Origin of the sequence: Enterobacter sp. UNJFSC 003, assembly GCF_036903355.1 — a bacterium.
Taxonomy (GTDB): Bacteria; Pseudomonadota; Gammaproteobacteria; order Enterobacterales; family Enterobacteriaceae; genus Enterobacter.
Map to the genome: position 1 here is coordinate 1 of NZ_JBAKHK010000206.1, position 263 is coordinate 263.

The following is a 263-nucleotide window of genomic DNA, read 5'->3' on the forward strand; positions in this document are numbered from 1 at the left end:
GTGCAGCGTTGCCGCGACGCTGCACCAGACCATGCTGCAACTGGGGCGTGAACGTTACCAACTGATCGGCCATGACATCGGCATGTGGGTTGGCTATGCAATGGCGAGTGACTTCCCTCAGGCGGTGACGGGGCTGGTGCTGACGGAAGCGGTTATTCCCGGCCTGGCACCGGCGCCACCGATTTTTGTCCCGGCAGATCAAAATATTTTCCTGTGGCACTTCATGTTCAACCAACTGGCGGATCTGCCGGAGACGTTGACGC

Annotated in this window: 1 protein-coding gene; it reads left to right on the forward strand. The window is 59.3% G+C overall.

Annotated features, from left to right (window positions below):
- On the forward strand, positions 1 to 263 hold a 263-nt coding region (locus V5P19_RS23810), incomplete at both ends, for an alpha/beta hydrolase (protein ID WP_334408026.1).